Annotated in this window: 9 protein-coding genes and 1 pseudogene; 4 read left to right on the forward strand and 6 right to left on the reverse strand. The window is 66.1% G+C overall.

The window, feature by feature from the left end; genetic code table 11:
* Positions 1-111 precede the first annotated feature (111 nt).
* Entirely contained in the window at positions 112-1,587 is a 1,476-nt protein-coding gene (locus BKA25_RS11135) for a multicopper oxidase family protein (RefSeq protein ID WP_084643092.1), read from the forward strand.
* Between the two features lie 150 nt (positions 1,588-1,737).
* On the opposite strand, the gene BKA25_RS11140 is transcribed toward BKA25_RS11135, so the two are convergent.
* The 3 genes and pseudogenes from BKA25_RS11140 to BKA25_RS11150 form a co-directional block, all read right to left on the reverse strand.
* On the reverse strand, positions 1,738-2,115 hold the full coding sequence (locus BKA25_RS11140; RefSeq protein ID WP_172803810.1) for an MFS transporter: 378 nt from the start codon (positions 2,113-2,115) through the stop codon (positions 1,738-1,740).
* Entirely contained in the window at positions 2,109-2,969 is an 861-nt protein-coding gene (locus BKA25_RS11145; protein ID WP_069850044.1) for an MFS transporter, read from the reverse strand. The genes BKA25_RS11140 and BKA25_RS11145 overlap by 7 nt, the downstream gene beginning before the upstream one ends.
* A 731-nt stretch (positions 2,970-3,700) precedes the next feature.
* Positions 3,701-3,965, reverse strand: a pseudogene (locus tag BKA25_RS11150) (MFS transporter); the annotation flags it as partial.
* Between the two features lie 19 nt (positions 3,966-3,984).
* Between BKA25_RS11150 and BKA25_RS11155 the strand changes: the two are divergent.
* From BKA25_RS11155 to BKA25_RS11165, 3 genes are all read left to right on the forward strand, one after another.
* On the forward strand, positions 3,985-5,214 hold the full coding sequence (locus BKA25_RS11155; RefSeq protein WP_236750288.1) for a cytochrome P450: 1,230 nt from the start codon (positions 3,985-3,987) through the stop codon (positions 5,212-5,214).
* Between the two features lie 319 nt (positions 5,215-5,533).
* Positions 5,534-5,671: a TetR family transcriptional regulator gene (locus tag BKA25_RS11160; RefSeq protein ID WP_157421118.1), complete on the forward strand. Its 138-nt coding sequence runs from the start codon at positions 5,534-5,536 to the stop codon at positions 5,669-5,671.
* A gap of 64 nt (positions 5,672-5,735) precedes the next feature.
* Entirely contained in the window at positions 5,736-5,933 is a 198-nt protein-coding gene (locus BKA25_RS11165) for a ferredoxin (protein ID WP_069850038.1), read from the forward strand.
* A 228-nt stretch (positions 5,934-6,161) separates the two neighbouring features.
* Here the strand turns inward: BKA25_RS11165 and BKA25_RS28370 are convergent, their stop codons facing one another.
* From BKA25_RS28370 to BKA25_RS27720, 3 genes are all read right to left on the reverse strand, one after another.
* A complete protein-coding gene (locus BKA25_RS28370) occupies positions 6,162-6,566 on the reverse strand; it encodes a hypothetical protein (RefSeq protein WP_157421117.1) in 405 nt (134 codons plus the stop codon).
* A gap of 261 nt (positions 6,567-6,827) precedes the next feature.
* Positions 6,828-8,048, reverse strand: a complete 1,221-nt coding sequence (locus BKA25_RS11175; protein WP_236750287.1) for an FAD-dependent monooxygenase — start codon at positions 8,046-8,048, stop codon at positions 6,828-6,830.
* 66 nt (positions 8,049-8,114) lie between these two features.
* Entirely contained in the window at positions 8,115-25,508 is a 17,394-nt protein-coding gene (locus BKA25_RS27720) for a type I polyketide synthase (RefSeq protein WP_069850034.1), read from the reverse strand.
* Positions 25,509-26,243: the final 735 nt, after the last annotated feature.

A 26,243-nucleotide genomic window follows, 5' to 3' on the forward strand; every position in this document is an offset into this window, starting at 1 on the left:
GTGGCTCTCGAAAGACCGTGAAAAATAATGTGAAGGGGAGAAGTGAATAAGGAATCAAAGCCCGCTCGTCGACGTAGGCGATGGGGGAGACTGATATTAGCGGTCATCGGAATGTTCTTGCTCGGTAGTGTCGGAGCCGGGCTCATCTACTTCAGCCAGGCGAGAATCGACACCGTCGGCGCGGTGGAATTCGGCACGGAACTGGGGATACCACCACTCGCCGAATCCGAACAGGACGCATCCGGGGCACGGGTGTTCAACTTGGACATCGAGTCCGGCGAGACCCTGTTCCTGGACGGCGGCCCCACCGAGACCTGGGGCGTCAACGGCGCCTACCTCGGGCCGACCATTCGTGCGGCCAAGGGGGAGAAGGTCCGGTTTCGAGTCGACAACGGTCTGGACGAGCCGACCTCGCTGCACTGGCACGGCATGCACCTACCGCCGGACATGGACGGTGGCCCGCACCAGCCCGTGGGCCCGGGCGAGACCTGGACGCCGAACTGGACGATCGACCAGCCTGCGGCGACCCTGTGGTATCACCCGCACCTACACGGAAACACCGCCGACCACCTGTACCGGGGTCTGGCGGGAATGTTCATCCTCGACGACGACAACGTCGATCAGTTGAAGCTGCCCGCCGAATACGGCGTCGACGATATTCCGATGATCGTGCAGGATCGAAAATTCGACGACAACAACCAGTTCGATCAATCGATCCCGTTCATGAGCACCTCGGGAACCCTCGGCGACGAGATCATCGTCAATGGGTCACGAGGCCCCTACCATGAGGTGACGACGCGACTCGTGCGGTTGCGGCTGCTCAATGCCTCGAATGCGCGGATGTACAATTTCGGCCTCTCCGACGACCGCGAATTCCAACTGATCGGCACCGACGGTGGACTACTGCCCGAGGCATGGGCAACCGACCGGGTTCAACTGTCGCCCGGCGAGCGCGCCGAGATCGTGGTGGCCTTCGAACCGGGGGAGACCGTGGAACTTCGGTCCTACGAGGCCGAGTTCGAGCTGGGAGATATGGCGCCCGCCCGACTCAACGGCGACGAGGACCGCTTCGACATCATCCAATTCCGGGCCGCGGACACGCTTACCGACGAGACCGAGATCCCGGCCGTGCTGGCCTCGGCGCCGGACCTCGACACCCACGACATCGCCGAGGTACGAACCTTCGAACTCGAAGGGCGCAACATCAACGGTGAGCGAATGGCGATGGACCGAATCGACTTCGGCGTCCGTGAGGGCGACACGGAGGTCTGGGAGGTCACCAACGTCAACGGCTACATCCACAACTTCCACGTCCACGACGTGCAATTCCAGATCCTCGACGTCGACGGCGCGGAGCCGCCACCGGATCTGCGCGGTTGGAAGGACACCGTGTTGCTCATCCCGGACCTGCGTTATCGCCTGGCGATGCGTTTCGACGGCTACACCAATCCGGACATGCCGTACATGTACCACTGCCACCTGTTGACCCACGAGGATCAGGGAATGATGGGTCAGTTCGTCGTCCTGGGAGAGGGCGAGGAGATCGGCCGGGTTCCTCAGCAGGCAGCCACCCACGATCACGGCTGAGCGCCCGGGGCGTTCGGATGGCGCGTCGAAGCGACGAACGCTTTGCAGCACGGCGGCCGACGCTGTCGACTGCAGCCGGAAAGCTCCAGGCAGCGTGTCAGGGAACCGGATCGAGGTTCCCTGACATCACCGGTTTTTCTCGATAACCGATCACACCCGGAAACGGCGGACCGGCGACCACCACAGGACCAGCGCCGCGACGGCCACCGGAACGATCGCCAACAATTGGGTCTCACGAACCCCGACCGTCTCGGCCAGAACCCCACCGAGCAACGCACCGATCGGCGTTCCGCCCAGCGCGATCATCCGTGCCGAGGAGTTGACCCGTCCCTGCAACTCATCCGGCGTGAGTTGCTGCCGCAGGGTGACACCGTTGAGCACCGCCAACGTGTTGGTGCAGTACCACACCGCCCAACACGCGAGGGCGAACAACCAGCTAGCGGCGGCCGACACGGCGACAAGCGCGGGAACGTACAAGGTGAAGGCCAGCGCGGAGAGGCGCCCGGCGCCCACGAATCGCGTCAACACCGGAAGCAGGACCGACGCCAGCAGTGCGCCGACAGCACCCGCCGCGAAGAACAACCCGATCCGCCAGTCGTCTGCGGCGATCCCGATATTCCGGTCGAGATGCACCACCAGGATGCGATGACGGCGCCGCTGGACAGGGTGAGACCCACCGACGCCAGGGTCACGATGCGGACCTCCACGGTCCGCCAGATGAATCGCAGGCCCGCGCGGATCGCCTGTCCTAACGATTCCTGCGGTGCGGATGTCCCACGTGGGTCGAGATCAAGCTTTGTGCGAATCCGGAAAATGAGAAGCGCCGAGACGCAGTAGGTCACCGCGCTGAGGACCAGCATCATGCTTGGATGCGTTGCGCTGCCGACGGCCGTGGCCACTGCGGGCATCGCGATCCCGGCGGTGATCCCAAGCGACCAGATCACCGAGTTGGCGCCCACCAGGCGATCGCGACCCACCACGCTGACCAGAGCTCCCCAGGCTGCGGCATCGAACCAGACGAAAGCCGTCCACGCGACGAACGCCACGAGGACGACATGGATCGCGCTGATCGAGCCCAGCAGATAAGCGATCGGTACCGACGCGACTAAAGCGGCGGCCGTCAGATCGGAGAGCACCATGAGCCGCTTGCGGTTGACCCGGTCGGCCATCGCTCCGGCGAGCAGACCGAACAGTAGATACGGAATCGTCATGATGGCCGAAGCCGCGCCGGTGAGCGCTGCCGAGCCGCTGCTGATACACCAGAATCGGGACAACGACGGCAAGAGCCTCGGTGCCTGCAGACGAGATCGTCCGACTTCCCAGCCACCGGCGGAAATCGGCGTGCCACAGCGGCCGACCGCCAGAAGAATCACCGTGTCCATTGGGCCGCTCGGTCACTGTGGCCGTCCCTCGGTTGGGTAAGGTGCGTCGTGATCCGCAAGTCTTCCGCTGCCGGGCTCCCATGACTCCGAGCGCGGTCGATCTAGAGTGACGTTAGCGTGTGAGCCGTCACCGATGGTGCTCGGGCGATCATGGGCGGGAGGTGACCGCAAGTGCCGGTCGAGGCTGAGCCGTTCATTTCTTAGACGGCCCTTGTCAATGGCAACAAGGGGCGATCAAGTGACTATGGCATCGCAAGAAGACGGCTGATTTTCGGAGGGAGGCGACGGTGCAAGTCCGCGCTAAAAAAATCCGGCGGGAATTTTTTGGATAATTTTAGACGTCTCCCACTTCCAGCTGTACCTCGCGGCATCTCGTCTCGCGGGCGCTCAATACTGATGAACTTCGGAGACCCCGCACTTACGTACCGGCTGAGGCTAACGTAGCTGATGCCCTTGCTGCGATGTCCGTGCTCTCATTGCTCCGTTTAGGTGCGAGCTTCGATAATGACCTCCGATCAGCAGGATGATCGAGACTCGAGGACCTTGATTCCCGCCATCGCTCTCGTTGATCTAAGAAGGTCAACCTCACTCACCGAACCGGGCTGCGTAGTCGCCACCGCAAGCGCACAACCGGGCGCGGTTGCCAACCCGACATGGTGCTCGCTCATCGCGATTGGGCGCCGCGTGCCGATGCTGCAACAAGGTTGAGGCGCTTCCGATCACGGCGATGTCAGCGTGACCTTGGGGTCGCCCGTCCGTGAACCACGGGCGGAAACCGGCGCCCATCGCCGTCATCACCAGCCCCGAAGGCGCGAGCACCAGACCGACGACCATCATCGCCTGGCCTAGGCCGTACCCGGTGGATACCGGCAATTGCAGCAGCTGCGGTTTCACCAGCGACATCGCGAACATCGAGAATCCGAACACCGCCGAGGTCAGGTTCGTCAGTAAGACCGGCCTGCGGCCGGTTGTGCAAAGATCAACGAGTTGTTTAGCTGGCGACATGGAGATCCACGTGGACGAGCCAGCAGCAGGCCGCGAGCGCACCGAGTCGGTCCTCGACTATCCGATCCCAGCCCCGTCGGCGTTGGAACCGCCGCCCGAGTGGAGTCGGTTGCGCCAGACCTGTCCGGTCGCCAAAGTCCGGCTGCCCAGCGGGGACGAAGCTTCGCTGCTGACCCGTTATGCCGACGTCAAGCAGGTCTTGGCCGATCCGAGGTTCCGCCCGGCTCTCAACAGTCCCGATGCGGCTCGGGTCTCGGACAACGAGTCCGGCGGCGTGTTCAGCAGTCCTTTGGTTACGGCCTTGGACCTCGAGAACCATCAGCAGTGGCGCCGGATGGTCGGCAAATGGTTCACCGCCAAGCGGATTACCGCGCTGCGACCCGCCATCGAGGCGATGGCCGAACAGCTCGTCGACGACATGGTGGCTGCCGGTCCCACCGCTGATCTGAAGAGCGCTCTCGGTTTTCCGCTGCCGGTGTGGGTCATCTGCGACATGCTCGGTGTGTCGGAGAACGACCGGGACAAGTTCGCCTCCTGGTCCAACGCCCTATTGAGCCTGACCCGCTTCACCCAGGCGGAAATGGACGTGGCGCAGGCCGAGTTCGACGCCTACATGGCTGGCCATATCGCCGCTACTCGCGAGAATCCCGGCGAAGACCTGATCAGCGAACTCATCGCGGCCGCTGATGCCGAAGGGCAGGTCATGACCGATATCGTGTTGCTGAACACCGCACAGGGACTGTTGCTTGCCGGCCACGAGACGACCTCCAACATGATCGGCAAAATGGTCGGGATGCTGCTGGCCGACCGCAGCCGGTGGGAACGACTCCTCGCCGATCGCACCCTCGTGCGTACCGCCGTCGAAGAAGCGCTGCGCATGGACGCGAACCCCAGCTTCGGCCTGCCCCGCTTCATCGACGCGGATATCGAGGTGGGTGAGGTCGCCGTGCCGCAACGGACGACCTTGGTGTGCAACATCGGGGCGGCCAACCGCGACGAGAACGCCTTCGACAACGCCGCCGAAATGGACCTGGCCCGCACCCCCAACCCGCACCTGGCCTTCGGTTCCGGTGGCAGCTCCTGTCTCGGCCAATCGTTGGCCCGCACCGAACTGCAGGCCGTGCTCGAGGTGCTGTTGCGGCGGCTGCCGACATTGGAACTCGCGGTGCCCGCAGAAGACCTCGAACGCGTCGACGGTTTGGTGGTCGGCGGACTGAAGGAGTTGCCCGTGCGGTGGTGACCATGGTGGCGCGAACGGAGCGCTCGGGGACCGAACACGTGCGGATTCCGATGGTGGACGAGTTGGGCCAGAGCACCGAGGCCCACGACTGTGGCGCCTGCCTGATCCCGCCGTCGACGCAGTATCCGGCGGCCGCCCTGGCACCCGAGTCGGTACGCGCGTCTCGGTGCTCAGGTGATGGCCGACCCGGGGCTTCGCCGGATCGCCATTCACGATTCGCTTACCACCGCGTCCCTTCAGCAGGTTCTTGACGGACTGACTGAACCGCCGCCTGCCCTAGCTCCCGAGATCCGTCCACCTGGAATGCAGCGCCAACCTCATGTCCTGCCCCTTCGCCGAGCGAGAACGCGCCTTGGCCGAGAGCACCACTACCACCAGGCCGAACTGGGAAGACAGCGCCATCGGCCTGATCGACGCGATCGTCGGCATGTGGACGGCCTCGGTCACCACTACCTGAATTCACCCCCCGACATCGACCGACGGGCGCCGACTCGGCGTCTGCATTTGGAGATAGACAGCTAATGAAGATCACCGTGGACGAAGACACCTGCTGCGGAGCGGGCTCCTGCGTCATGACCGCCCCGGACGTCTTCGACCAGCGCGATGAAGACGGGGTCGTGATCCTGCTCGACGCCGAACCGCCTGCCGACCTGTACGGGGTCGTGCAGGAAGCCGCCGACGTCTGCCCGGCCGCGGCGATCCGGCTGACCAAGCAGTGAGCGACAGCCCCGCCGAGGCCTGATCGTGGAGCCTCAGCGGCGGGCCTGGCTACCGCAGAGGCCTTACGCCGCAGGGATTAAGCGGGTTCGCTGACACTCCTCGGTGCCGAGAACACCTGCCCTACGATCGGCCGCCGTTGTCCAAACAGGTGTTGGCAGGCAGTGGGGAATCGGCACGGGCCAGCCTGCGGACGCCGGAGGACCTGGCCGAACGGGTGGACGCCCGCTTCATCCTCGGCGATGCCGCAGTCGGTCTCGATGCTCGACCCGCACGGTGTCCACCGCCGCCGGACTGGCACTGACGGCCGACGCCGTCGTGCTGGCGACCAGGCGTGCGACCCCTGCCGCTACCCGACCAAGCCGACCTGTCCGGGATGCACCTGCTGCGCACCCTCCGACGAGGTCCGTGCCCTGCGCGCCGGACTGGCAACCTGCGAGAAACCCGTGGTGGTCGGCGACGGCGTGCTCGGCGCCGAAGTCGCCGCCACCGTCCGCGCACAGGGCGTGGACGTCATGATGGTTGGGCCCTAATGGACCCCGCTGGCGGCCCAAGTGGCCCAACTCGGTGAATTCGCCGCGCAACTGCTCGGCGAACGCCACCGCGAACACGGCGTTCACCTGCGACTGTGTCACCGTGACCGGATCCGCAGCCAGAGAGGGATCCACACCGCCACAGGCGACGGACGAGTGGGCTGGATCGACGCACGGGATATCGCGGCCGCCGCCTTCGCTTTGCTGACCCAATCCGTGCGCCGCTGCCGTTGGTCTCCTGTGCCAGGCACAGCGGGTGGGCACGTTCGTCGCCGTCCAACTGCAAGCCGCGACTGCGTTCAACACACAGGGGAGGCCCGGCGACGATCGACGCTCGGCGACCGGGACGCGGGCCGGGGTCCGTCACACTCGGGTGATGTCGGCCTCCTTCATCCGAGCCGCCTTGTTGTTCACGGTCCACCAGCGCAACGGGGCTCCCACCACGCGCCTGCTGTTCAGGAACAAGATCGCCCTGCGCAGTGCGGTGTGGAAGCGGGTGTGCGGGGTGAAGAACGTCCGCTGCTGCACCCCGATCTTCTGGTAGAGGTTCATGTACGGGCGCAGCTTGCGCTCCCATTCGGTGAACGCGCGGGGCAGGTCGTCGGGGTAGGTGGCGATCATCGTGCCCAGCAGTTCCGCGCCGCACAACCCGGCGGAGGCGCCCATCCCGGAGTACAGCGTCGGGCACCACGCCGCGTCGCCGACCAGGACCACCCGACCGCGGTGCCAGCTGTCCAGGTGCACCTGCTCGACCGAGTCGAAGATCAGTTCGTCGGTGGACTCCACGGCCGCCACCGCGTCACCGAGCGTGTGGCCCAGCGGTTCGGGGCCGAACGTCGCGCGGATCCGTTCGGCGGGTGACTCGGCGAACTCGGCGTCCACGTCGTCGGTGCGGTAGGACAGCAGCATGGTCGGGTTGTGGTCGGAGAACGGGAGGATCCACATCGACCGGCCGCGTTCCAGTAGCGTCGCCCCGTCCTCCTTTTCCAGATCACCCGGCGTGCCGGGGAACTCGAAGGCGGCGATCATGTAGTTCATCCGGTGTAGGTACTTCTCGTGTGGTCCGAACGCCAGCTCCCGGACCGTGGAACGAAGGCCGTCCGCGCCGACGACCAGGTCGAACCGCTCGATGGTCGAGTTGCCGTCAGTGACCCCGGTCAACGTGACGTCGACGCCGTCGGCGTCCTGCTCGATCTTGGTGGGCACGGTGGAGTAGCGGATCTCGATCTCGGGCGGCAGCTTGTCGAAGGCCGCTCGCTCGACATCGCCGCGCAGCATCAGCCACGGCACACCGGGCAGGTCCTTGAAGCCCAGCCCGGACCGCCGGTTGCCGGCCCGGTCGATGTCGAAGTGTGCGCCCTGCGGCGTGCGGTCGTGCACCCCGTCCAGGATGCCCAGCCGCTCGGCGGAGATCCGACCCGCGCCGAACAGCCCGATGAAGTAGCCCCCGTAACGCCGTGCAGGCGCCTTCTCCACGATGACCGGTGTCCACCCGATGCCGTGCAACCGCAACGCGGTGGCGATCCCGCTGATCCCCAGGCCTACCACCAGCACCCGACGTGCCTTGTTCTCGTTCAAATCCAACTCATTCCTCTATCTGGTCAGTGGGGGATGCGAGTCGCGTGCGAAATGATCACGGGGCAGTCCTCATCAACTCAGGTCGATCTCGTTGTCGATGAACCTCAGCAGGTTTTCCGCGTCGGCCGCCATCACCTTGTCGGTCATGCCGTCGGTCGCCGTGGCGCCGACATCGGTGTTCAGGGCGGAGAGCATGGTCTTGAGGCGCGTGGAGATCTCCCGGTTGAGCGCCTTGTCGTGCGAGACCTTGAACATGTCGGCTTGCAACTGCTCGAGCTGGGCGATCAGTTGGTCCGCACCACTGCCCTCCTGCGCCTCCTGCGGTGCGAGCTGCGCCCGAAGGTGTCCGGCCAGCACGGTCGGTGTGGGGTAGTCGAATACCAGGGTGGCTGGTAGTCGTACGCCGGTGGCGGTGGTGAGCCGGTTGCGGAGTTCGACGGCGGTGAGTGAGTCGAATCCGGCTTCCTTGAATGCCTGGTTCGCGTCCACTCCATTGGTCTCGGATGAGCCGAGGACGGCGGCGGCGTGGGTTCGGACGAGATCGACCAGGAAGGTGATCCGCTGTTCATCGGTCATCGAGACGAGTCTGCGGGCCAATCCACCCGTCTCGGCGGTGGCCGCTGCGGCGGTCCGTACTGGTGCGGTGCGCGACACCAGCCTGCTGAGCAATGGCGGAATGTTCTCGGTCCTGCCCAGTACGGCGGTGTCCAGTCTGGTGGCCAGTACGTAGGCGGGTTCGGCGAGTCGGGCGAGGTCGAGCAGGTTCATGCCCTCCTCGCTGGTGAGTGGCACGATCCCGGTGGCGCTCATCCGCTGGACGTCGGTGGCGTCGAGGTGCCCGGTCATGCCGCTGCGTTGTTCCCAGAATCCCCAGGCGACGGCGGTGGCGGGTAGGCCGTGTGTTTTCCGGTGTTGGGCGAACGCGTCGATGAATGCGTTGGCGGCGGCGTAGTTGCTTTGGCCTGCGGCGCCGAGAGCGGCGGCGGCGGAGGAGAACATCACGAATTCGGACAGGTTGTGTCCGGTTGTGAGTTCGTGGAGGTTGATGATCGCGTCGACTTTGGGGCGTAGTACGGCTGCGAGTCGTTGCGGTGTCATGGACTCCAGTAGCCCGTCGTCGAGGATGCCTGCGGTGTGGACGACTGCGGTCAGTGTGTGTCCTGACAGCACTGCTGCCAGGGCGTTCCGGTCGGCGATGTCGCAGGCTTGCAGGGTGACCTTCGCCCCGGACTCTCTGAGTTCGGCGACCAACTCGGCCGCGCCGTCGGCGTCCTTGCCACGGCGGCTGACCAGCAGCAGGTTCCGTGCGCCGTGTGTGTTGACGAGGTGGCGGCAGACCAGGGCGCCGAGGGTTCCGGTGGCGCCGGTGACCAGCACCGTGGCGTGGGGGTCGAACCTCTGTGGGATGGTCAGTACCGCCTTGCCGACCAGCTTGGCCTGACTCAGGCCACGGAAGGCCTCGGCCGCACGGCGGATGTCGAAGGCGTTCACCGGGATGGGCCGCAACACACCCTGGTCGAACAACTCGACGATGTCGGCAAGCATCTCTTGCAGCCGTGGTGTTCCGGCCTCGGCCAAATCGTAGGCCTGGTAAGCGATTCCGGGGTGCTCGGCCCCGACCGTGTCGGCGTCGCGGATGTCGGCTTTGCCGAGTTCGAGGAATCGTCCGCCTCGGGGGAGTAGTCGCAGGGTGGCGTCGACGAACTCTCCGGCTAGACAGTCCAGGACGATGTCGACGCCCTCGCCGTTGGTGGTGTCGAGGAATTGTTGTTCGAAGTCCAAGGTCCGTGAGTTGGCGATGTGGGTGTCGTCGTAGCCGGTGGCGTGCAGGGTGTCCCACTTGGCGGTGCTCGCTGTTCCGAAGACCTCCAAACCAAGGTGACGGGCCAGTTGTGTCGCGGCGGAACCCACCCCACCGGCGGCCGCGTGGATCAGGACACGTTCACCGGGCTTGGCCCCAGCCAGATCCACCAACCCGTAGTAAGCGGTGAGGAACACGATCGGCACCGCAGCCGCCTGCTCCCACGACCACCCGGCCGGCTTGGTGGCCACCAAGCGCGCGTCGGTGACCACTACCGGTCCCGCGCCCTGGAAGATTCCGAACACCTCGTCGCCAACCCGGACATTGCTGACCTCCGGGCCGGCCTCCAGGACCACGCCCGCACCCTCACCACCGATGACAGCGTCGGGATCGGGGTAGACGCCCAGGGTGATGAGCACGTCGCGGAAGTTCACTCCCGTGGCCCGTACGGCGAGCCGCACCTCACCGGGGCCCAGCTCGCGGGTCATCTCCGGCGTGCCGAGCAGGGCCAGGTCCTGCAGGCTGCCCTTCTTCGTCACGTTCAGCAGCCACGTGGGTTCCGGCGGCGGAATCAGGGATCCACCGGCACTCGCCCGCGCGAGCCTGGGCACCGACACCTGCCTGCCGCGAACCGCGCTCTGGGCTTCCCCGGCAGCCACTATGGCTGGGAGCAGCGCCGCGCCCTCGTCATCGACGTCGACCAGGAAGAATCGGCCGGGGTTCTCCGATTGGGCCGAGCGCACCAGCCCCCACACCGCCGCACCCGGCAGGTCCGTGACGTCCTCGTCATGGGATGCCGCGATCGCGCCACGGGTCACGAACACCAACGGCACATCATCCAAACGGGAATCGGCCAGCCATTCCTGCAACAGTGCCAGCGTGTCGCTCGTCGCCGAGTGCACGGCCGTAGTCAGATCACCGGCATAGGTCCGCGCGACCACCGCAGCGGTAGGCGGCGCAGCCGCCAGGGAAGCAAGGTCCGAATAGGACACCCTTCCGTCCCCGAGGCGCAGGTCATCAGGCCCGAGTACGACCCAACCATCCTCACCCGGCGGCACCGTGACGGGCTCCCACTCCAACCCGAACAACAGATCATGGTGGGCGGGACGGGATGCGGCCAGGTCTGTGGCGGACACCGGCCGCAGGACGAGTTCTCCGATGGTGGCTACCGGTTGTCCGGTCGTGTCGGCGAGTTCCACCGACACTGTGTCCGCGCTTGCCGGGGACACTCGTACGCGCAGTGTGGAAGCGTCCACCGCGTGCAGTGAGACGTCCCGGAAGGCGAACGGCAACCGCGTCTGCGTTCCCGCGTTCAACCCGACCGCGTGCAACGCCGCGTCGGACAGGCCCGGATGCAAGCCGAACCCGTTGGTCACCGCCCCGTTCGGGAGGGTGACCTCGGCGAATACGTCGTCGCCGACCCGCCACGCCGCAGTCAGGCCCTGGAACAGCGGACCGTAGGTCAAGCCCGCCTCCGCCAGGCCGCGATACAGACCTTGCACATCGACGGGTTCGGCCCCGGCTGGTGGCCACTGTTCCGGCCAGGTCGGTGTGTCCTGCTTGTCTTGGGCAAGCACACCGGAGGCGTGCAGCGTCCATGCCTCGTCGGCACGGGAATACACGGTCAACGACCGGCGTCCCGATTCGTCCGCTGCGGCGACCGTCACCTGGATTTGGGTGGAACCGCGTTCGTCCAGCACGAGCGGGGCCGACAGCACCAGTTCCTCGATCCGGCCGCCGCCGATCTCGTCGGCGGCTCGTAATGCGAGTTCGAGGAAACCGGTGCCGGGGAACAGGGCTGATCCCAGGATGGTGTGGTCGGCCAGCCATGGGTGGGTGTGCAGGGACAATTGGCCGGTCAGCAGTACTCCGCCTGTGTCCGCGAGCGTGACCGCCGCGCCCAGTAGTGGATGATCCGCCGAGCCCAGGCCAGCCGAGGAGACGTCTCCGACCGACTGGGTGGTTTCGAGCCAGTACCGTTGGTGTTGGAACGCGTAGGTCGGTAGTTCCACGATGGCGCGTTCTGTTCCGAATACGGCTTCCCAGCGTGGGAGCGCGCCGCGGGTGTGTAGACGTGCCAATGCCGTGAGGGTGGCTGTGGGTTCCGGGGTGTTCTTGCGTAGTGATGTGATGGCGGTGATGTCGGGGGTGTCGGCGATCATCGTGGTCAGTGCGCCGCCTGGTCCGACTTCGAGCAGGGTGGTGACCCCGTTGTCGTGCAGGGTGTGGATGTTGTCGGCGAAGCGGACGGTGTTGCGTACGTGGTGTACCCAGTATTCGGGGTTGGTGACGTCTGCGCCTACTACCGGGATCCGTGGTGTCTGGTAGGTGAGGTTTTCGGCGATGGCGCGGAACTCGTCGAGCATCGGGTCCATCAGTGATGAGTGGAACGCGTGGCTGACCCGCAACCGTGTCGATCCGGGGAACTGGGCGGCGATCTCCAGGACCGCGGTTTCCTCGCCGGAGATGACCACCGCGTCCGGCCCGTTCACGGCCGCGATGTCCACCGGGCGTCCGGCCAGCAACGGCACCACGTCGGCCTCGGAAGCGCGTAAGGCCACCATCGCACCGCCTGGGGGTAGTGCCTGCATCAACCTGCCACGAGCCGCCACCAACTTCGCCGCGTCCGACAGCGACAACACCCCGGCAACATGAGCCGCCGCCAACTCCCCAACGGAATGGCCCACCAGGTAGTCCGGTGTGACACCCCAGGACTCCCACAACCGGAACAGGGCTACCTCGATGGCGAACAACGCCGGTTGGGCATGGCCGGTGTCATCGATCGACCAGTCGCCCACGTCGAAGTGCGACCACACCTCGTCGAAAGTTTGGGCGAACACGGGGAACTCCGCGTGCAGCTCCCGACCCATACCAACCCGCTGGGACCCCTGACCGGGGAAGGCGAACGCCAACTTCCCCTCGGACACCACACCCCGGACCACACCACCGGCCGAACCACCGTCGGCCAGGACGTCCAGTGCTTCCAACAAGCCTGCACGATCACTGGCCACCACCGCCGCACGATGGGCCAACCCGGCACGCGTCGTCGCCAACGACCAACCAACATCCACCGGATCGAGGTCGGGGCGGTCTTGCACGAACGCGCGCAACCGAGCGGCCTGCGCCAGCAATGCGGGCTCGGTTTTCGCCGATAGGACCAACGGCACCGCAGCAGGCTGCGGTGCTGCAGGCGGGGCAGGCACTTCCGGTTGGGGTGCCTGTTCGAGGATCACGTGCGCGTTGGTGCCGCTGATGCCGAACGATGAGACCCCAGCACGACGCGGCCGACCGACTTCAGGCCATGCCCGTGCCTCGGACAACACCTCCACCGCACCGGTCGACCAATCGACCTGCGGGGTCGGCTCATCCACGTGCAGGGATTCCGGCAACCGGCCGTGTTGCATGGCCAGCACCATCTTGATCACGCCCGCGACCCCGGCCGCCGCCTGGGTGTGACCGATATTCGACTTCAACGAGCCCAACAGCAGCGGTTCGTCCCGGTCCTGGCCGTAGGTCGCCAACAAGGCCTGTGCTTCGATCGGGTCGCCGAGCCGAGTGCCCGTGCCGTGTGCCTCCACCGCGTCGACATCGCCGACACCGAGCCCGGCACTGGCCAGGGCCTGCCGGATCACCCGTTCCTGGGACGGACCGTTCGGCGCGGTGAGGCCATTGCTGGCGCCATCCTGGTTGACCGCCGAACCCCGCATCACCGCAAGGATTTGATGGCCGTTGCGCTGAGCATCGGACAACCGCTCCAACAACAGCATGCCGACACCTTCGGCCCAGCCGGTGCCGTCCGCCGCGCCCGCGAACGACTTGCAGCGGCCGTCCACCGCGAGGCCACGCTGGCGACTGAACTCGACGAAGCCAGCCGGTGAGGTCAGCGCAGTGGCTCCGCCCGCCAACGCCAATGTGCTTTCGCCCTGGCGTAGGGATTGTGCCGCGAGGTGCATCGCCACCAGCGACGACGAACAGGCCGTGTCGACGGTCATCGCCGGGCCTTCCAACCCGAAGGTGTAAGCGATCCGTCCGGAAGCCACACTGCCTGCCGTGCCGCTGGACAGGAACCCCTCGACGCCGTCCGGGACTTCCGACAAGCGGGAGAAGTAGTCGTTGGAAATCAGACCTGCGAACACTCCGGTTCGGCTGCCTCGTAGTGTCTGTGGGTCGATGCCTGCTCGTTCGAAGGTTTCCCATGCCGATTCCAGCAGCAACCGCTGCTGGGGGTCCATGGCGATGGCTTCGCGTGGGCTGATGCCGAAGAACGCCGAGTCGAACCCGGCGACGTCGTCCAGGAAGCCACCCTCGGCGACGTAGCTCTTCCCGGCGGCGTCCGGATCGGGATCGTAGAGGTTCTCGAGGTCCCAACCCCGGTCGGTGGGGAGCCCTGACACGGCATCGGTTCCCGTGTCGACCAAGTGCCACAGGTCTTCCGGGCCCGCGACGCCGCCGGGGAATCGGCAACTCATCGCCACGATCGCGATCGGCTCATCGCTGGGCGCGGTGGTCACGGTCACCGGCCCGGCGGTACCGGCTCGTTCGCCGAGCAATTCGGTGCGCAGACGTTCCGCCAGCACCACCGGTGTGGGGTAGTCGAACACCAATGTGGCTGGCAGCCGCACCCCGGTGGCGGTGGTGAGTCGGTTGCGGAGTTCGACGGCGGTGAGTGAGTCGAATCCGGCTTCCTTGAATGCCCGACCCGCATCCACTCCACTGGCTTGGGACAGGCCCAGGACGGCGGCGGCGTGGGTTCGGACGAGGTCGGTCAGGTAGGCGGTGCGTTGTTCGTCGGTCATTGCGGCCAGTTGGTGGGCGTGGCCGCCTGTCTGCTGGGCGGTGGCCGCTGCGGCGGTCCGTACTGGTGCGGTGCGGGGCACCAGTCCGCTGAGTAGTGGCGGAATGTTCTCGGTTCTGCCCAGTACGGCGGTGTCCAGCTTCGCGGCCAGTACGTAGGCGGGTTCGGCGAGTCGGGCCAGGTCGAACAGACCCAGCCCCTCCTCGCTGGTGAGCGGCACGATCCCGGTGGCGCTCATCCGCTGGATATCCACGGTGTCCAGGTGCCCGGTCATCGCACTGCGCTCGGCCCAGAAGCCCCACCCGACCGCAATACCCGGCAGGCCTTGAGCCCGCCGATACTGGGCGAACGCATCGATAAACGCGTTGGCCGCCGCGTAGTTGCTTTGACCCGCGCTTCCGATGGCCGCCGCAGCCGAGGAGAACATCACGAACTCCGACAGGTTGTGTTCTGCCGTCAACTCGTGGAGGTTGATCACCGCGTCGACCTTCGGCCGTAACACCGCCGCCAGCCGTTGCGGTGTCATCGACACCAACAACCCGTCGTCCAAGATGCCTGCGGTGTGGATCACCGCTGTCAACGTGTGTCCTGACAGCACTGCTGCCAGGGAGTCTCGGTCGGCGATGTCGCAGGCTTGCAGGGTGACCTTTGCTCCCAGTTCCTCCAGCTCGGCGACCAGTTCGGTAGCGCCGGGGGCCTCGGCTCCACGGCGGCTGGTCAGCAGCAGATTCCGTGCGCCGTGTGTGTTGACGAGGTGGCGGCAGACCAGGGCGCCGAGGGTTCCGGTGGCCCCGGTGACCAGCACCGTGGCGTGGGGGTCGAAAGTGTGCGGGATGGTCAGTACGGCCTTGCCGACCAGCTTGGCCTGGCTGAGGTTGCGCATTGCCTCGGGAGCGCGGCGGATGTCGAACGAGGACACCGGGATGGGTTGGAGGATGCCGCGGGCGAATAGGTCGACGATGTCGGCGAGGATCTCTTGCAGTCTTGGTGTTCCGGCTTCGGCCAGGTCGTAGGCCCGGTAGGCGATCCCCGGGTGGTCGGTGGCGATGATGTCGGGGTCGCGGATGTCGGCTTTGCCGAGTTCGAGGAATCGTCCGCCTCGGGGGAGTAGTCGTAGGGTGGCGTCGACGAATTCTCCGGCTAGACAGTCCAGGACGATGTCGACGCCCTCGCCGTTGGTGGTGTCGAGGAATTGTTGTTCGAAGTCCAGCGTGCGTGAGTTGGCGATGTGGGTGTCGTCGTAGCCGGTGGCGTGCAGGGTGTCCCACTTGGCGGTGCTCGCTGTTCCGAAGACCTCCAGACCGAGGTGGCGGGCGAGTTGTGTCGCGGCGGAGCCGACACCACCGGCGGCTGCGTGGATCAGGACACGTTCACCGGGCTTGGCCCCGGCCAGATCCACCAACCCGTAGTAAGCGGTGAGGAACACGATCGGCACCGCAGCCGCCTGCTCCCACGACCACTCGGGCGGCTTGGCGGCCACCAAACGAGCGTCAGCCACCGCGACCGGACCCGCACCGGGGAAGAGTCCGAACACCTCGTCGCCGACCCGGACACCGGTCACGTCCGGGGCCACCTCCACGACGACACCGGCACCCTCACCACCGAGCACGGCGTCGGGGTCGGGGTAGACCCCGAGGGCGATGAGCACGTCGCGGAAGTTCAGCCCTGTGGCCCGTACGGCGAGCCGCACCTCACCGGGGCCCAGCTCGCGGCTCATCTCCGGCGCCTCGAGCAGGACCGCGTTGCTCAGGCTGCCCTTCTCCGTGACGCTCAGCCGCCAGGACGGTGTCAACGGCGGAACCAGCGATGTCGTGAGCTTCGCGAGCCGTGGCGCCGACATCTCTCCGTCACGGACCGCGACCTGCGGCTCCCCGACCGTCACCCCACCCGGCAACGACCCCTCGTCATCGAGGTCGACCAGGAAGAATCGGCCGGGGTTCTCCGATTGGGCCGAGCGCACCAGCCCCCACACCGCCGCACCCGGTAGGTCCGTGACGTCCTCGTCATGGGATGCCGCGACCGCGCCACGGGTCACGAACACCAACGGCACATCATCCAAACGGGAATCGGCCAGCCACTCCTGCAACAGTGCCAACGTGTCACTCGTCGCCGAGTGCACGGCCGCAGTCAGATCACCGTCATAGGTCCGCGCGACCACCACCGCCGCCGCCGGTATCACCGGCATGGATGCGATGTCAGGATGGGAAAGCGCCTCGCCTGCCACACCAAGGTCGTCGGGGCCGAGCACCGTCCAAACAGCGTCTTCCGGTTGCTCGGTGACGGGCGTCCAATTCGGGGTGAACAGCAGGTCATGCTGAGTGGGACGGGACGCGGCCAGGTCCGCTGCGGACACCGGCCGGAGCACCAGTTCTCCGATGGTGGCCACCGGTTGCCCGGTCGTGTCGGCGAGTTCCACCGACACCGCTTCCGTACCGGCTGGGGATACTCGTACGCGCAGCGTGGAAGCGCCCACCGCGTGCAGTGACACGTCCCGGAAGGCGAACGGCAGGCGCGTTCCTGCCGTCGCGCCTGCCAGGTCGTTCATCCCGACCGCGTGGAGTGCCGCGTCCGAAAGAGCAGGGTGGAGACCGAAACCGGTAGCCGCAGAAGGATCCGGCAGCGAAACCTCGGCGAACACCTGATCGCCGACCCGCCACGCCGCAGTCAGACCCCGGAACAGCGGTCCGTAATCCAGGCCGACCTCGGCCAGGTCGGGATACAGACCTTGCACATCGACGGTTTCGGCCTCGGTTGGTGGCCATTGTTGTGGCCAGGTGGGTGTGTCTTGGTGGTGTTGGGTGAGTGTGCCGGAGGCGTGTAGTACCCATTGGTCGTTGGTGTGGGAGTGGATGGTCAGTGAGCGGTGTTGTGTGTCGTCGGGTGCGGTGACGGTCACTTGGATTTGAGTGGCATCGTGCTCGTCGAGCACGAGCGGGGCCGACAGCACCAGTTCCTCGACCCGGCCGCCGCCGATTTCGTCGGCGGCTCGTAGCGCGAGTTCGACGAATCCTGTGCCGGGGAACAGGGTCGAGCCCAAGATGGTGTGGTCGGCCAACCATGGGTGGGTGCGTAGGGACAGTCGGCCGGTCAGGACTATTCCGTCGGTGTCTGCGAGTCGTAAAACGGCGGCCAGCAGTGGGTGATTCGCCGACCCGAGGCCGGCGGAGGTGACGTCTCCGGCCTTCTGGGTGGTTTCGAGCCAGTACCGTTGGTGTTGGAACGGGTAGGTCGGTAGTTCCACGTCGGCACGACCCGCCCCGAATACGGCTTCCCATCGTGGGAGCACGCCACGGGTGTGTAACTGCGTTAATGCCGTGAGGGCGGCTGTGGGTTCCGGGGTGTTCTTGCGTAGTGTCGTGATGGCGGTGATGTCGGGGGTGTCGGCGATCATTGCCGACAACGCGCCGCCTGGTCCGACCTCCACCAACGTGGTCACTTCGTTGTCGCGTAAGGCGTGGATGTTGTCGGCGAAGCGGACGGTGTTGCGTACGTGGTGTACCCAGTATTCGGGGTTGGTGACGTCTGCGCCTACTACCGGGATCCGTGGTGTCTGGTAGGTGAGGTTTTCGGCGATGGCGCGGAACTCGTCGAGCATCGGGTCCATCAGTGATGAGTGGAACGCGTGGCTGACCCGCAACCGTGTCGATCCGGGGAACTGGGCGGCGATCTCCAGGACCGCGGTTTCCTCGCCGGAGATGACCACCGCGTCCGGCCCGTTCACGGCCGCGATGTCCACCGGGTGTCCGGCCAGCAACGGTAGTACGTCGGTTTCGGAGGCTCGGAGTGCGACCATCGCACCGCCTGGGGGTAGTGCCTGCATCAACCTGCCCCGGGCCGCCACCAACTTCGCCGCGTCCGACAGCGACAACACCCCGGCGACGTGAGCCGCCGCCAACTCCCCAACGGAATGGCCCACCAGGTAGTCCGGTGTGACACCCCAGGACTCCCACAACCGGAACAGGGCTACCTCGATGGCGAACAACGCCGGTTGGGCATGGCCGGTGTCATCGATCGACCAGTCACCCACGTCGAAGTGCGACCACACCTCGTCGAACACCCGGGCGAACACCGGGAACTCCGAATACAGCTCCCGACCCATACCAACCCGCTGCGACCCCTGACCGGGGAAGGCAAACGCCAGCTTCCCCTCGGACACCACACCCCGGACTACGTCACCGGCCGAGCCGCCGTCGGCCAGGACACCTAAGGCTTCCAGGAGACCCGCACGATCGTCGCCCACCACCGCCGCACGGTGCACCAGTCCGGCCCGCGTCGTTGCCAGCGACCAACCCACATCTGCCGGATCGAGGTCGGGGCGGTCCTGCACGAACGCGCGCAACCGGGCGGCTTGCGCCAGCAACGCTTGTTCACTCCGGGCCGAGAGCACCCAGGGCACTACGGCCGGAAGTGATCCCGCAGGTAGGACAGGTAGGGCAGGCACTTCCGGTTGGGGTGCCTGTTCGAGGATCACGTGTGCGTTGGTGCCGCTGATACCGAACGATGAGACCCCAGCACGACGCGGCCGACCGACCTCGGGCCATGCCTGTGCCTGGGACAACACCCGCACGGCACCGGTTGTCCAGTCCACCTGCGGGGTCGGCTCATCGACATGCAGGGTCTTGGGCAGTTGGCCGTGTTGCATGGCCAGCACCATCTTGATCACGCCCGCGACCCCGGCTGCGGCCTGGGTGTGACCGATGTTCGACTTGATCGAGCCGAGCAATAACGGCTCGTCCCGGTCCTGCCCGTAGGTCGCCAACAAGGCCTGTGCTTCGATCGGGTCGCCGAGCCGAGTGCCCGTGCCGTGTGCCTCCACCACATCGACATCGCCGACACCCAACCCGGCACTCGCCAGGGCCTGCCGGATCACCCGTTCCTGGGACGGACCGTTCGGCGCGGTGAGGCCATTGCTGGCCCCGTCCTGATTGACCGCCGAACCCCGCATCACCGCGAGAACCCGGTGACCGTTGCGCTGGGCATCGGACAACCGCTCCAACAGCAGAAGGCCAACGCCCTCGCCCCAACCAGTCCCGTCCGCAGCGCCTGCGAACGACTTACACCGGCCGTCTGCGGCCAGCCCTCGCTGGCGGCTGAACTCCACGAAACTCGCAGGCGAGGAAACCACGGTGACGCCACCGGCCAAGGCCAACGTGCTCTCACCCTGGCGCAGGGATTGCGCCGCCAGGTGCATCGCCACCAACGACGACGAACACGCCGTGTCGACCGTGACCGCCGGGCCTTCAAGCCCAAACGTGTAAGCAATCCGCCCAGAGATGGCACTGGCCGTCAGCCCGGTGATCCCGTAGCCCTCTGCGCCATTATCGGAAGCGGCGATCAACCCCCCATAGTCTTGACCGTTGGTACCTGCGAACACTCCGGTTCGGCTGCCTCGTAGTGTCTGTGGGTCGATGCCTGCTCGTTCGAAGGTTTCCCACGCCGTTTCCAGGAGCAACCGTTGCTGGGGGTCCATGGCGATGGCTTCGCGTGGGCTGATGCCGAAGAACGCCGAGTCGAACCCGGCGACGTCGTCCAGGAAGCCGCCCTCGGCGACGTAGCTCTTCCCGGCCACGTCGGGGTCGGGGTCGTAGAGGCCTTCGACGTCCCAACCCCGGTCGGTCGGAAAGCCCGACACCGCGTCGGTTCCCGTGTCGACCAAGTGCCACAGGTCTTCCGGGCCCGCGACGCCGCCGGGGAATCGGCAACTCATCGCCACGATCGCGATCGGCTCATCGCTGGGCGCGGTGGTCACGGTCACCGGCCCGGCGGTACCGGCTCGTTCGCCGAGCAATTCGGTGCGCAGACGTTCCGCCAGCACCACCGGTGTGGGGTAGTCGAACACCAATGTGGCTGGCAGCCGCACCCCGGTGGCGGTGGTGAGTCGGTTGCGGAGTTCGACGGCGGTGAGTGAGTCGAATCCGGCTTCCTTGAATGCCTGGCTCGCGTCTACTCCACTGGCTTGGGACAGGCCCAGGACGGCGGCGGCGTGGGTTCGGACGAGGTCGGTCAGGAACGTGGTGCGTTGGTCGTCGGTCATCGAGACGAGCCTGCGGGCCACTCCACCGGTCTCGGTGGTCGCCGCTGTGTTCCGACCCGACCCGGAGGCGGGTACCAGCCCGCTCAGCAACGGCGGAATGTCACCGGCCCGCCGCAACGCTGCGATATCCAACCGGGCCGCCAACACATAAGCAGATCCGGCGAACCGGGCCAGGTCGAACAGACCCAAGCCCTCGTCACTGTTCAACAGGGCCAACCCGGAGGCACTGATCCGCCGCATATCGGCAACACCCAGATGCCCGGTCATGCCGCTGCGTTGTTCCCAGAAGCCCCATCCGAGAGCGGTGGCGGGCAGCCCGTTGCTCTTCCGGTGCTGGGCGAACGCGTCGATAAACGCGTTCGCGGCGGCGTAGTTGCCCTGCCCCGCAGCACCCAGAACAGCGGCGGCGGAGGAGAACATCACGAATTCCGACAGGTCATGCCCCGCCGTCAGTTCGTGGAGGTTGATGACCGCGTCAACCTTGGGCCGTAGTACGGCTGCGAGTCGTTGCGGTGTCATCGACACGAGTAGCCCGTCGTCGAGGATGCCTGCGGTGTGGACGACTGCGGTCAGTGTGTGTCCTGACAGCACTGTTGCCAGGGCGTTCCGGTCGGCGATGTCGCAGGCTTGCAGGGTGACCTTCGCCCCGGACTCCGTGAGTTCGGCGACCAACTCGGCCGCGCCGTCGGCGTCCTTGCCACGGCGGCTGACCAGCAGCAGGTTCCGTGCGCCGTGTGTGTTGACGAGGTGGCGGCAGACCAGGGCGCCGAGGGTTCCGGTGGCCCCGGTGACCAGCACCGTGCCTTCCGCAACACCTGCCACCGGCGTGCCCTCCACCGCCACCCGACCGAGACGGGGCACCAACGACGAGCCCCCACGAACAGCCAACTGCGGCTCTTCGCCAACCACCCCACCCGGCAACGACCCCGCATCACCGAGGTCGACCAGGAAGAATCGGCCGGGGTTCTCCGACTGGGCCGAGCGCACCAGCCCCCACACCGCCGCACCCGGCAGATCCGTGACGTCCTCATCATCAGACGCCGCGACCGCGCCACGGGTCACGAACACCAACGGCACGTCGTCCAAGTGGGGTTCGGCGAGCCATTCCTGCAACAGTGCCAGCGTGTCACTCGTCGCCGAGTGCACGGCCGTAGTCAGATCACCGGCATAGATCCGCGCGACCACCACAGCGGCGGTAGGCGGCGCAGCCGCCAGGGAAGCGATGTCCGAGTAGGACGTCGCCCCTTCCCCGAGGCGGAGATCATCACGACCCAGGACAGCCCACTCAACTCCAACCGGCTCAACAACAGCAGGCTCCCAAGCCACACCGAACAACAAATCGCGACCGGCGGTACGGGATCCGATCAGTTCCGCCTCGGACACGGGCCGAAGCACCAACTCACCGATACTGGCCACCGGCTGCCCGGCGCCGTCGGCGAGATCGACCGAAACCGTGTCTGTGCCGGTTGAGGTGATGCGCACGCGCAGCGTGGAAGCGCCCACCGCGTACAGGGAGACGCTGCGGAAGGCAGCCGGTATCCGCGCTGCTTCGCCGAGCCCCGCCGCGTGCAACGCGGCGTCGGACAGCGCCGGGTGCAGGCCGAACCCGATAGCCTCCGCCCCATCCGGCAGGGTCACCTCGGCGAACACCTCGTCGCCGGACCGCCACGCCGCCGTCAAACCCTGGAACAGCGACCCGTAGTTCCAGCCCGTCTCTGCCAGATCGCTGTAGAAGTCCTGCACGTCAACGGGATCGGCGCCATGCGGCGGCCACTGCTCCAGTCGCACCGGCTCCCTTTGCGGATCCGGCGCGAGAACGCCCGTCGCATGCAGTAGCCAGTCTCCATCCACGCGCGAGTGCACCGTGAACGGACGAGCGCCCGACTCGTCCGCCAACGCCACGGCTACCTGGATCTGAACCGCCGCAGACGCCAGCACCAGCGGGGTCGACAACTCGAGTTCCTCGACCCGGCCGCCGCCGATTTCGTCGGCGGCCCGCAACGCCAACTCGACGAAACCCGTCCCGGGGAACAGGATCGATCCCAGGATCGCGTGGTCGGCCAGCCATGGGTGGGTGTGCAGCGACAATTGGCCGGTCAGCAGCACCCCACCCGCATCCGCGAGCGTGACCGCCGCTGCCAGCAGTGGGTGATTCGCCGACCCGAGGCCGGCGGAGGTGACGTCTCCGGCCTTCTGGGTGGTTTCGAGCCAGTACCGTTGGTGTTGGAATGGGTAGGTCGGTAGTTCCACGTCGGCGCGTTCTGCTCCGAACAGTGCACTCCACTGGACTCCGACACCGCGGGTGTGTAGACGTGCCAATGCCGTGAGGGTGGCTGTGGGTTCCGGGGTGTTCTTGCGTAGTGATGTGATGGCGGTGATGTCGGGGGTGTCGGCGATCATCGTGGTCAGTGCGCCGCCTGGTCCGACTTCGAGCAGGGTGGTGACCCCGTTGTCGTGCAGGGTGTGGATGTTGTCGGCGAAGCGGACGGTGTTGCGTACGTGGTGTACCCAGTATTCGGGGTTGGTGACGTCTGCGCCTACTACCGGGATCCGTGGTGTCTGGTAGGTGAGGTTTTCGGCGATGGCGCGGAACTCGTCGAGCATCGGGTCCATCAGTGATGAGTGGAACGCGTGGCTGACCCGCAACCGTGTCGATCCGGGGAACTGGGCGGCGATCTCCAGGACCGCGGTTTCCTCGCCGGAGATGACCACCGCGTCCGGCCCGTTCACGGCCGCGATGTCCACCGGGCGTCCGGCCAGCAACGGCACCACGTCGGCCTCGGAAGCGCGTAAGGCCACCATCGCACCGCCTGGGGGTAGTGCCTGCATCAACCTGCCACGAGCCGCCACCAACTTCGCCGCGTCCGACAGCGACAACACCCCGGCAACATGAGCCGCCGCCAACTCCCCAACGGAATGGCCCACCAGGTAGTCCGGTGTGACACCCCAGGACTCCCACAACCGGAACAGGGCTACCTCGATGGCGAACAACGCCGGTTGGGCATGGCCGGTGTCATCGATCGACCAGTCGCCCACGTCGAAGTGCGACCACACCTCGTCGAAAGTTTGGGCGAACACGGGGAACTCCGCGTGCAGCTCCCGACCCATACCAACCCGCTGGGACCCCTGGCCGGGGAAGGCGAACGCCAGCTTCCCCTCGGTCACCACACCCCTGGCCACACCACCGGCCGAGCCACCGTCGGCCAGAACACCTAGCGCTTCCAACAAGCCTGCACGATCACTGGCCACCACTGCCGCGCGCTGGGCCAACCCGGCACGCGTCGTCGCCAATGACCAGCCGACTTCCGCCGGGTTGAGGTCGGGGTGTGTTTCGAGGAAGTCCTTCAACCGCCCGGCCTGCGCCAGCAGCGCGGGCTCGGTCTTCGCCGAAAGGACCAACGGCACCGTGGTCGGCTGCGATCCCGCAGGTACGACAGGTAGGGCAGGCACTTCCGGTTGGGGTGCCTGTTCGAGGATCACGTGTGCGTTGGTGCCGCTGATACCGAATGACGAGACCCCAGCACGACGCGGCCGATCCACCTGCGGCCACGCCCGCGCCTGGGACAACACCTCGACCGCACCGGTTGTCCAGTCCACCTGCGGGGTCGGCTCATCGACATGCAGGGTCTTGGGCAGTTGGCCGTGTTGCATGGCCAGCACCATCTTGATCACGCCCGCGACCCCGGCCGCCGCCTGGGTGTGACCGATGTTCGACTTGACCGACCCCAACAGCAACGGCTCGATCCGGTCCTGCCCATAGGTCGCCAACAGCGCCAGCGCTTCGATCGGGTCGCCGAGTCTAGTTCCGGTGCCGTGTGCTTCCACCGCGTCGACATCGGCGACGCTCAGCCCGGCACTTGTGAGGGCCTGTCGGATGACCCGTTCCTGGGACGGGCCGTTCGGTGCGGTGAGGCCATTGCTGGCGCCGTCCTGGTTGACCGCTGAACCTCGCATCACCGCGAGAACCCGGTGACCGTTGCGTTGGGCGTCGGAGAGCCGTTCCAGCAGGAGCATGCCGACACCTTCGCCCCAGCCGGTGCCGTCCGCTGCACCCGCGAACGACTTGCAGCGCCCGTCTGCGGCCAGTCCCCGCTGCCTGCTGAACTCGACGAAACTCGATGGCGAGGAAACCACGGTGACGCCACCGGCCAAGGCCAATGTGCTTTCGCCCTGGCGCAGGGATTGCGCCGCGAGGTGCATGGCCACCAGCGATGACGAGCAGGCCGTGTCGACCGTGACCGCCGGGCCTTCAAGCCCGAACGTGTAAGCAATCCGTCCGGAGATGGCGCTGGCTGTCCGCCCGGTGATTCCGTAGCCCTCTGCGCCACCATCGGAAGCGGCGATCAACCCCCCATAGTCTTGACCGTTGGTACCTGCGAACACTCCGGTGCGGGTGCCTCGTAGTGTCTGTGGGTCGATGCCTGCTCGTTCGAAGGTTTCCCACGCCGTTTCCAGGAGCAACCGTTGCTGGGGGTCCATGGCGATGGCTTCGCGTGGGCTGATGCCGAAGAACGCCGAGTCGAACCCGGCGACGTCGTCCAGGAAGCCGCCCTCGGCGACGTAGGTCTTCCCGGCGGCGTCCGGGTCGGGATCGTAGAGCCCCTCGACGTCCCAACCTCGATCCACGGGGAAGCCCGACACCGCGTCGGTTCCCGAGTCCACCAGCCGCCACAGGTCCTCCGGGCCCGCGACCCCGCCAGGGAACCGGCAACTCATCGCCACGATCGCGATCGGCTCCTGCGCCGACTCCTCGACGTCACGCAGGCGTTTCCGGGTCCTGCCCAGCTCGGCAGTTACCTTGTTGAGGTAATCACGGAGCTTGGAGTTCTCTGGCATCTGTTTCCTAGGGCCTTTCCAGGGGTCCTGACGCGGGTGTACGCATGCCAGGAGATGCTGATATGCCGGGAGTCTTATCGAAATCGGGATTTTCGGGCAGATTGACGGGGACTTTCGGGCAAGTGGAACGCTCCTCAGGCGGGCGCGGAAAAGAGCTCAGCGCAAGGAAAACACAAGTAAACAGTGTGGGCGAATAGTGAGTCAGTCATAACCTGTGGCGGCGTCTCTCGGCTGAGACCTCAAAGTGGACTATAGGCGGTCTTCGGTGGCATCAGGCCGGGGAAGTTTGTCAATGAAGAGCGTTGTCAGTGGTCACGGGCATGACTGTGATTTGCTCCACATGGTGAATAGTGATCGGCCGATTACTGTCTGACATGAGGGAGCGGCTCCCAGCTCACGGGCATCCGCAGGGGACTACGAGCAGTCACTAGGTGGGACGCAACGTGATATTCCACTTGGAATGGCACGTGTCATCGGGGCCCGTAGTGACCCTGTTAAGGCTAGGTGAAGGTGAGCGCGTGCCGGAATAGGGCGTGCGGTGAACGGGCGCAGGTTATTGCTGCTCAGGTTCGGAGTTGTAGGCCAGTCCAGTGCGGTGAGTGGTACAACTGATTGAGGCGGAAGCGGGGATGTGTAAGGACTGTTTGATTGACAAACTTCTCGCCGCACGGTATGAAGATTTAACCGATCGAGTCCGCGTTACCCGAGGGTTAATTTAAGGATTTATCAGCCTTG

Source organism: Actinoalloteichus hymeniacidonis (assembly GCF_014203365.1).
In the GTDB taxonomy this organism is placed as follows: Bacteria; Actinomycetota; Actinomycetes; order Mycobacteriales; family Pseudonocardiaceae; genus Actinoalloteichus_A; species Actinoalloteichus_A hymeniacidonis.